The sequence below is a fragment of the Streptomyces sp. NPDC028368 genome (assembly GCF_055565615.1).
In genome coordinates, this window is sequence record NZ_JBVHTY010000005.1 from 20,299 (window position 1) to 29,588 (window position 9,290).

The following is a 9,290-nucleotide window of genomic DNA, read 5'->3' on the forward strand; positions in this document are numbered from 1 at the left end:
TAGCGCGCCAGGTCAGGACGCGGGGCACATGTCCGGCGTGCGGCGAGTCGCACCCCGGCGCGGCATTACCACCCCGTCAGGCACCTCCGCGTCGCGGGCAAGTGCCCGTAGACTCCACCTCAGCGATCCGCCACGGCGGGTCGGCACGGTGCGGTAACAGGGAGGAAGCGTCTCGTGAGCAGCAGGCCATCCCGAGGCGCTGCTCGCCTCGCAGCCATACTCGATGCCCTTCCGGACGCGCTGCTGCTCGTCAACTGCAACGGCACCGTCGTCAACGCCAACACCATCGCGCTGGAGACCTTCGAGGCGCCGGGCACGGCCCTGGTGGGCCGCGGTCTGCTGGACCTGCTGCCGGCCTTCGACTCCAAGCGCATCCCCGGCTCGATGCGGCGCCATGACGACGAGACCGAGGGCGCCCGGACGAAGCCGACGCGGATGATCGCGCGGCGCACGGACGGGACCGAGCTGCTGGTTGAGGTGACCAGCGCCAACCTGGAGGACGGCCGCACCCCGTACGAGTCCGCCTTCGAGGCGGCGTACGCCGATCACCGCAACGGCTATACGGGCGATGAGCTGCTGATGCTCGTCGTGCGGGATCTGACCGGCACGCTGGACACCGAGACCGAGCTGGCCCGCCAGCAGCGGCAGACGGAGATGATTCTGCGGGCCGCGGCCGAGGGCGTGGTCGGGGTCGATGCCGAGGGCAAGGTGGTGCTCGTCAACCCGTCCGCGGCGCAGATCCTCGGCTTCCGGGCGAGCGAGCTGGGCGGCAAGGAGCTGCATCCGCTGATCCACCACTCGCGGGCGGACGGTTCGGCGCTGCCGTGGGAGGACACGCCGCTGGCCGACACGCTCAAGTCCGGGCGCAAGCACCGGGTGCGGGGGCAGGCGCTGTGGGCGAAGGACGGGCGGTCGGTGTCCGTCGATCTGACGACGGCGCCGGTGCGGGACGGGGACCAGCTGGTCGGCGCGGTGATGACGTTCACCGACCGCCGCCCCTATGACGCACTGGCGGCCCGGCACGCCCAGCTGCTCGCGGTGCTCGACCAGGCGCTGCGCGGGCCGCTGGAGGAGCTGACGGGCGAGCTCAGCACCCTCGCGTCCGACCCGGCCGGCCAGCTGTGGCCGGAGGCGAACCAGATCCTGCACCACCTGGCGGCGGGCCACGCCCGGATGACGACCCTGGTGGACAACGTCCTGAGCTATCAGCGGCTGGACTCCGGATCGGAGCGGCTCAACCGCACCAAGGTCTCGATGGACACGGTCGTCGCGGCGGGCGTCGAGGGCGCGATCGAGCTGATCGGTCCTGGCCGGGCGCAGTTCGCGGTGCATGCGCCCCCGATAGAGGCCACGGTCGACGCGGACCGGATGGCGCAGGCCCTGTCGCATCTGATCGCGGATGTCGCGGGCGTGGACTCGACGGGCCGGATGCCGGCGGGCGCGGCCGCGCCGGGCGCCGGTGGCCGTTCGGGCCCGATTCCCGGCGACTCGACGATCGTGGTGGCTGCCGCCAAGCGCGGCGATGTCGTACGGATCGAGGTGCGCGGCCCGTTCGGTGGCGGCGACCCCGTCCATGAGCCGATCGTGCGCGGGATCGTGCGGCAGCACGGCGGCCTGCTGCAGACGCATGAGGTGCCGGGCGGCGCGGGCGCGGGCGGCAGCGCGTATGTGCTGGAGCTTCCGGTGGCGGCGGACGGCCCGGTGGCGGCCGGGGCGGACAAGACCGCCGAGGCCACCGGCAATGAGACGACGGTGATGCCGGTACCGGCCGCGCGGGCGCGGGGTACGCAGCCGGCCGCGGACGCTGCGGCCGAGGGCGACGAGAGCCAGGGTGCCGGCGGGGACTCCGGTACGGAAGGTGGTGCGCAGCCGACCGGGCGGCGGCGGGCGCGGCATTCGGGCGCGGAGCAGGGCGCGGAATCCGGTACGCAGGGCGGTGCGGTCTCCGAGGCGACCGAGGGCGGTCTGGCGGGCGCGGACGGTACGGGGCTGCCGCCGGGCGTGGCGGGGGCCCAGCCCTCCCCCAAGCTCTCGACTTCGCTCGAGCAGGGCGGACCCCCACCGCCGAGCGGGCGGCGGCGGGCGCGGCAGGGCGCTCCGGAGGGCGGCGCGCCGGCCCTTCCGGCGGGTCCGACCGGTGCGGACCACGCACGCGACGCGGGCACTGCGAGCAATGGCGTTGCGGGCAACGGCACTGGGGGCAACGGCACTGCGCATGGCGCTGTCGGCGGTCCGAGCACTCCGAGCGGCGGCAGCCCGGCGGGCGATGCGCGTGAGGTGAACGGTGCGGGTGCCGCGAGCGGTCCGCACGAGGGCGGTGCCGGACAGGGGCCGCAGGGGCCGGGGCAGGTCGCCAGTCCGGTTCAGGGGAAGCCGCAGATTCCCGGTCAGGGGCAGGGCCGGGCGCAGGGGCTTTCGCCCGTGCAGCCCGGTGGCCGTCGGGCGCGCCGGACGCTGGCCGAGGCACCGGAGCGGGCCGCGCAGGGGGATCACCCGCAGTCGCCCGTACCGCCTTCCGGTCAGCGGCCCGCCGGGCGGTCCGCGGAGGCGCTGTCGCCTGCGGGCGCGCGTACCGCTTTTGCGCTGCCGCCCGCCGCGGCCGATCAGACCCCGCAGTCGCTGCCCGCGCTGCCCGCGGCCGCCGGGCAGGTGCCCGCGCAGGCCGTGGGGCCGCAGGACGGCGGCGGTACGGGGCGGCGTCGGGCGCGACGGCCGGTCGGCGAGGGCGCGGCCGAGATGCCCGGTGCCCAGCCGGGGTTCGAGCTCGAGGCGGCGTCCGGCTCCGGTGCCGGACAAAGCGAGGACGGTGAGCCGACCGGGCGGCGCCGGGCCCGGCGGGCCGCTGCCGAGGAGCGGGCGGCGGCCGCGATGGCCGATTCCGAGGCATCGGGCACGTTCGTCGCGGGCCCGGAGGGTCTCGTGGCGCAGCCCACCGAGCCGGCGCAGGAGACCGGTACGGCGACGGGTACGGCCCCCGGGGTCGCCCCGGCGACGGCCGGGACCCCGGACGGCGCCGCACCCGCCGCACCCGCACCCGCTCCCACGGGCCGGCGGCGCGGACGCCCCAGCCCCGCCGAGGAGGCCGCCCCGAGCCAGGCGGCGCAGGCGCCGCTCCCCCCGCAGGCGTCCGAGCCTGCGCAAGGCCCCGTGCCCGCGCAGGCCCCCGTGCCCGCGCAGGCCCCCGTGCCCCCGCAGGCCCAGGCGCCCTCCCCCGCCGTCCGTCAGCCGCTGCTGGCCGCCGACGACGGCGAGGACGGTTCCGCCGCGGGCCACTCCCAGGGGCGGGCGTTCAGCGTGCGCACCCTGGGGCAGGGTGTGCCGTTCGCCCAGCAGATCGCCGACCAGCAGCGTCCGGTGGCGCTGCCCGCCGGCACGCCCCCCGGCAGTACGCCCCCCGGTGGCACGTCCGCCGGTTCGGGCCGCCGTCGTAAGCTCGCCGCGCCGCAGGATCGGCTCGCGCAGGGCGACGAGCGGGCCGCGGCCAACGACGCGCGTCCCGGGGCGCAGCCGGCCGGGGCGTCCCACCAGGCCCGGCCCGCGCAGCCACAGCAGCCCCAGCCGGCCGACCGGCCCCAGCCGCCGCAGCCCGCCGCGCCGCAGCCGCGCCTGATGGACTCCGGTGAGGGCCGGGCCTTCGCGATCTCCGCGCCCGACGAGGGCAGCGAGGGCCCCGAGCCGCTGGACGGCCCGAACGGCGCGATAGAGGTGATGGACCGTCAGCCGATGCCGATGGACGACGAGTTGCCGCCGGAGCCGCTGGACAATCCGCGTCGGCTGCTGGTCTGGCCCGCGCCGGACGTCGCCACCCAGCAGGCGCTGAGCGACCGCGGCTACCGCCCGGTGATCGTCAACTCCCGCGAGGAGGTGGACGCGCAGATCGCGGCGTACCCGGCGGCGCTCTTCGTCGACCCGCTGACCGGGCCGATCACCCGTACCGCGCTGCAGTCGCTGCGTCAGGCGGCGGGCGCGGCCGAGGTGCCCGTCCTGGTGACCGCCGGTCTGGGGCAGGCCACCCGGGAGGCCGCGTACGGCGCCGATCCGGCCGTGCTCCTCAAGGCGCTCGCGCCGCGCGACAGCGAACACCACCCGGCGCGGGTGCTGCTGATCGAGCAGAACGACGCCATCGCGGGGGCCCTGACGGCCTCTCTGGAGCGGCGTGGGATGCAGGTCGCACGGGCCGGCGCGGACACCGACGCGGTCACCCTGGCGACGCAGATGCGGCCGAATCTCGTCGTGATGGACCTGATGCAGGTACGCCGCCGGCGGGCCGGGATCGTCGACTGGCTGCGTGCCAACGGGCTGCTGGACCACACCCCGCTGGTCGTCTACACCTCCGCCGACCTGGACCCGGCCCAGCTGCCGGGGCTCGCCGCCGGTGAGACGGTGCTCTTCCTGGCCGAGCGGTCCACCAGTGCCGAGGTGCAGGGCCGTATCGTCGATCTGCTGGCGAAGATCGGTACGAACTGACGGGTGGTGGGGCCCGGCCGGGCCCCACCAACGGGCCTCAGCCCAGCCGCGTCACATCCAGCTCGCCTTCCGCGTACTGCCGCCGCAGCACCTTCTTGTCGAACTTCCCCACGCTCGTCTTCGGCACCGACGGGATCACCGCCCAGCGCTCCGGCAGCTGCCAGCGCGCGATCCGCTCGCCGAGGAACGCCTTCAGCTCCTCGTAGGTGACCGACGAGCCGTCCGTCACCACCACCGTCGCCAGCGGCCGCTCGCCCCACTTCTCATCGGGAACGGCGACCACCGCGGCCTCCGCGACGCCCGGGTGGGCCATCAGGTGGTTCTCCAACTCGACCGACGAAATCCATTCCCCGCCCGACTTGATGACGTCCTTGGCGCGGTCGGTCAGGGTCAGATAGCCGTTGGGGGTGATGACGCCGACATCGCCGGTGCGCAGCCAGCCGTCCGGGCTGAACTTGTCTTCGGGGCGCAGCACTTCGCCCTGTGCGCCGCCGAAGTACGCGCCCGCGATCCAGGGGCCGCGGACCTCCAGTTCGCCCGCGGACGCGCCGTCCCAGGGGAGCTCCTCGCCGCCGGGGCCGATCAGCCGCGCCTCCACGGAGGCGGGGAACCGGCCCTGGGTGGCGCGGTAGGTCCACTCCTCCTCGCCGCTCACCCCGGCCGGCGGATGTCCTACGGTGCCCAGCGGGGACGTCTCGGTCATGCCCCAGGCGTGGACGACGCGGATGCCGTGCCGCTCCTGGAAGCCGCGCATCAGGACGGGCGGGCAGGCGGAGCCGCCGATGATGACCGTGTGCAGACAGCCGACATCGCGCTTGTTGCCGTCCAGTTCGGCGAGCAGGCCCTGCCAGATGGTGGGGACGGCGGCGCCGATGGTGGGCCGCAGGGACTCGATCATCTCGGCGAGCGGGGCGGGCTGGAGGAAGCGGTCCGGCATCAGCAGGGACGCACCCGCCATGAAGGCGGCGTGCGGCAGGCCCCAGGCGTTGACGTGGAACATGGGCACGACCGGCAGCGCGAGGTCGCGGGGGCCGAGCGCGAACGCCTCGGCGGTGTTGACCTGCAGGGAGTGCAGGTAGAGCGAGCGGTGGCTGTAGAGCACGCCCTTGGGCTCGCCGGTCGTCCCGGACGTGTAGCAGAGGGCGGCGGCCTCCCGTTCGTCGATGTCCGGCCAGTCGTAGGTCTCCTGACGGCCGGTGAGCAGTTCCTCGTAGTCGTGCACCCGGGCGGCGGCGCCGGCGAGTACGGACCGGTCACCGGGTCCTACGACGACGATGTGCTCGACGGTGGACAGCTGCGGCAGCAAGGGGGCGAGCAGCGGGAGCAGGGTGCCGTTGACGAGGACGACGCGGTCCTCGGCGTGCCGGATGATCCAGGTCAACTGGTCGGCGGGCAGGCGGAGGTTGAGGGTGTGCAGCACCGCCCCCATGGAGGGGATGGCGAGGTAGGCCTCCAGGTGCTCGGCGTTGTTCCACATGAGCGTGCCGACTCGCTCCTCGGCCGCGACCCCGAGCTCCTCGTGGAGTGCATGCGCCAGCTGCGCGGCCCGGCGGCCGATCTCGGCGAACGTGCGGCGGTGCGGATCCGTATCGGTCCAGGTGACGACCTCCGACTGACCGTGGACGGTCGAGCCGTGGGCCAGGATTCGCGAGACCGTGAGCGGTACGTCCTGCATCGTGCTGAGCACCGGGTGCCTCCGCGTGTTACGGGCGGGTAGTGGTGCTGCGATTGTCAACGCATACCAGCTGGTATGTCACGCCCCGTGGGTGTGTTCTTGCCCGCAGGCCGCGTCGCAGCCGGCCGCGGGCCGCAGAGAGGTCGCCCGGCGGGCGGCGCGGACGCGGGTGGGCCGGCTCTCACCCCTGGCGGCCGTTCCCGCCCCGCACCGCCTGCAGCACCAGCACCGACAGATCGTCCTCCACCGGCCCGGTGCCGAAATCGTGCGCCGCTCGGCGTACGTGTTCCGCCAGCGCCTTCGCCCCCAGTCCCAGCCCGTCCCGGAGGATGTCGGCCAGGCCGTCGTTGTCGTCCAACTGCCAGTTGCCGCAACGGCGTTCGGTGACGCCGTCGGTGACGCACAGCAGGGTTTCGCCGGGCGCCAGATCGAAGGAGCTGGCCTGGAATTCCGTGCCCTCGTCGATGCCGAGGAGCATTTGGGGGTCGGAGGCCGGTTCCACCCTCCCGTCACCGAAGAGGTGCAGCGGTGGCGGATGGCCTGCGGTGGCGACCGTGCAGTGGGCGCCGGACACGCCGGGTTCGACCTCGAGTTCGCCGTAGAGCAGGCTCAGGAAGCGGGAGCTGGCCTGTTCGCCGCTGAGTTCCACGGCCTCGGCGCTGTCCTCCGCCATCGCGGTGTTCAGCCGGCCGAGTACGGACTCGACGCCGTGCCCCTCGCGGGCCAGCAGCCGCACCAGGTGGCGGGCCAGTCCGGTGACCGACATCGCCTCCGGGTCCTTGCCCTGGACATCGCCGAGCAGGAAGCACCAGCGGTGTTCGCCCATCGGGAAGATGTCGTAGAAGTCGCCGCCGACGGTCTGCCCCTCACCGTGCGGCTCGTACACGATCGCCGTGTCGACGCCTTCGATGCTGGCCAGCGAGGTGGGCAGCTGGCGGCGCTGCAGGGCCTGGCTGATGGTGGTCTGCCGGGTGTACTGGCGGGCGGTGAACACGGCCTGGGCGACCCGACGGGCCACGTCCTCCACCATCCGTACGACGGTGTCGGTCATCTGCAGGTGCCCCGCCCGGCCGAGCAGCAGGATGCCCTGCTCGGTGTCGCGGGCGACCATGGGGAACGCCAGCGCCGAGCCGCCCGTGTGCCGCGCGCCGGCGCTTTCCGGCCAGGGCCAGGGGGTGCTCGCGGTGCGGACGCCGACAAGTGGCGTGTCCCGCTGCAGGTCCGCGCGGAGCGGCGGGATGCGCCGCTCGTCGACGTGCCAGACCCGGGACAGCTTCATTCCGCTGCCCTCGGTGTTCAGCCAGATGGCGCACCAGTCGGCGAGCCGGGGTACGAGCAGCTGGGCCGCGAGCGCGGTGACCATCTCCTGGTCGAGCTGGCCGGCCAGCAGCTCGCTGGTCTCGGCCAGGAAGGAGGGGCCGCCGCGGTCGGCCCATTCGGCGGCGTGCGCCGGGACGCGGGAGCCGGGGTGGGCAGGGGCGGGGGCGACGGGGCGGGCGTGCGGGGCGGGGGCGGGCGGCGAGGGGCCCGGGGCCTCGGGCTCGCCCTCCTTGGCCACCAGGCGGAACCACACCGTCTTCTCGGACTGCCGGTAGGTCACGCCCCAGGACTCGGCCACCGCGCTGACCAGCTGGAGGCCATAGCCGGGCTCACCGGTGCGCGCGTCCACGCCGCCGTGTACGCCCCGGGAGGGGTGGCGGTCGGCCACCTCCACGACGACGCCCATGGTGGCGGGGGCGCCGTCGGGGCCGTTGGCCCCCGCGTGGCCTTCCTCGCCCGGCTCCAGGCGGCAGGTCACATCGATCTCCGTACCGGCATACATCACGGCGTTGGTGACCAGTTCGCTGACGAGAAGGAGGACATCGTCGATGAAGCGCTCGGTGAGCGCGGCCGATCCGGGGGCGGCCGGGCGCCGCCGGGCCCGTTCGGTGAGGACCGTACGGACGAATTTCCGGGCCCCGGCGGGCGCCAGCTGGTTCGCCGGCAGTCCGTTCCGGGACACGGCTTCCGTCGCGGGTGCGGACAGCGGCCCCACTGCACCCCCTGGGTGCGCCTGGGAGGGAGTAATTGCGAGCGCTTTATACTATGACATACCTGCCCAAATAGATCACTGGGGGGATGGTGCGCCATGGCCCTCGACCCGCCCCGGTCGGAATCCGCTTCTCCACCTCCACACCCAGAAAACACCCCGTCCCCTGCCCGCCCCGGCGTCGCGCCTGACGGGCAGGAGATGTGTACGGGTGACGGGCAGCCGCTGCCCGGCGAGCCGCAGCAGATCCGTACGGGCGATCTGCGGCAGCTGCTCGCGGCGATGAACGCGCTGTGCGACGGGGATTTCACGGCGTGCGCGGAGGGCGCCCAGGACGGCGTGCTGGCCGATATCGCGGGGGTCTTCAACCAGATCGTGGCCCGCAACGCTCACCTGGCCGGCGAGCTGCAGCGGGTACGCCGCGAGATCATCCGGCAGGGCAGGCTGGACGAACGGATCACGGCGAGCCCCGGCCAGGGCGGCTGGACAACCAATGTCGACGCGGCCAATACGGTGCTCGAGGCGCTGGTGGTCCCCGTTTCGAAGGCCACCCGGGTCCTGGACGCGGTGGCGGACGGCGATCTGACCCAGCACGTCGATCTGCACGACGGCAACCGCCAGCTCCGCGGCGACCTGCGCCGCCTGGGCAGCGGCGTCAACCGCATGGTGGACCAGCTGTCGCTGTTCACCGGCGAGGTCACCCGGGTGGCCCGCGAGGTCGGCACCGAGGGCAGGCTCGGCGGCCGGGCCAAGGCCCAGGGACTGTCCGGCGACTGGCTGCATGTGACCGAAGCGGTCAACACCATGGCGTCGCGGCTGACGGCGCAGGTCCGGGACATCGCGGTGGTCACCACGGCGGTGGCGCGTGGCGACCTGACCCAGCAGGTGACGGTCGAGGCCACCGGTGAGCTGCTGGAGCTGAAGCTGACCGTGAACAAGATGGTCGACCAGCTGCGGGCGTTCGCCGACGAGGTCACCCGCGTCGCCCGCGAGGTCGGCACCGAAGGCCAGCTGGGCGGGCGGGCGCAGGTCCGCGGCGTCTCCGGGGTCTGGAAGGACCTCACCGAGAGCGTCAACTTCATGGCCGACAACCTCACCACCCAGGTCCGCAACATCGCG

Annotated in this window: 4 protein-coding genes; 2 read left to right on the forward strand and 2 right to left on the reverse strand. The window is 74.1% G+C overall.

The window, feature by feature from the left end:
• Positions 1 to 174 precede the first annotated feature (174 nt).
• Entirely contained in the window at positions 175 to 4,467 is a 4,293-nt protein-coding gene (locus ACZ4S3_RS12920; protein WP_467931712.1) for a response regulator, read from the forward strand.
• Positions 4,468 to 4,504: 37 nt separating this feature from the next.
• Here the strand turns inward: ACZ4S3_RS12920 and ACZ4S3_RS12925 are convergent, their stop codons facing one another.
• Positions 4,505 to 6,154, reverse strand: a complete 1,650-nt coding sequence (locus ACZ4S3_RS12925; RefSeq protein WP_467931716.1) for a long-chain fatty acid--CoA ligase — start codon at positions 6,152 to 6,154, stop codon at positions 4,505 to 4,507.
• Positions 6,155 to 6,323: 169 nt separating this feature from the next.
• Complete coding sequence (locus ACZ4S3_RS12930) at positions 6,324 to 8,144, reverse strand: SpoIIE family protein phosphatase (protein WP_467931719.1); 1,821 nt, start codon at positions 8,142 to 8,144, stop codon at positions 6,324 to 6,326.
• Between the two features lie 228 nt (positions 8,145 to 8,372).
• On the opposite strand from ACZ4S3_RS12930, the gene ACZ4S3_RS12935 reads away from it, so the two are divergent.
• A partial coding sequence (locus tag ACZ4S3_RS12935; protein WP_467931721.1) for a HAMP domain-containing protein occupies positions 8,373 to 9,290 on the forward strand: 918 nt, incomplete at its 3' end.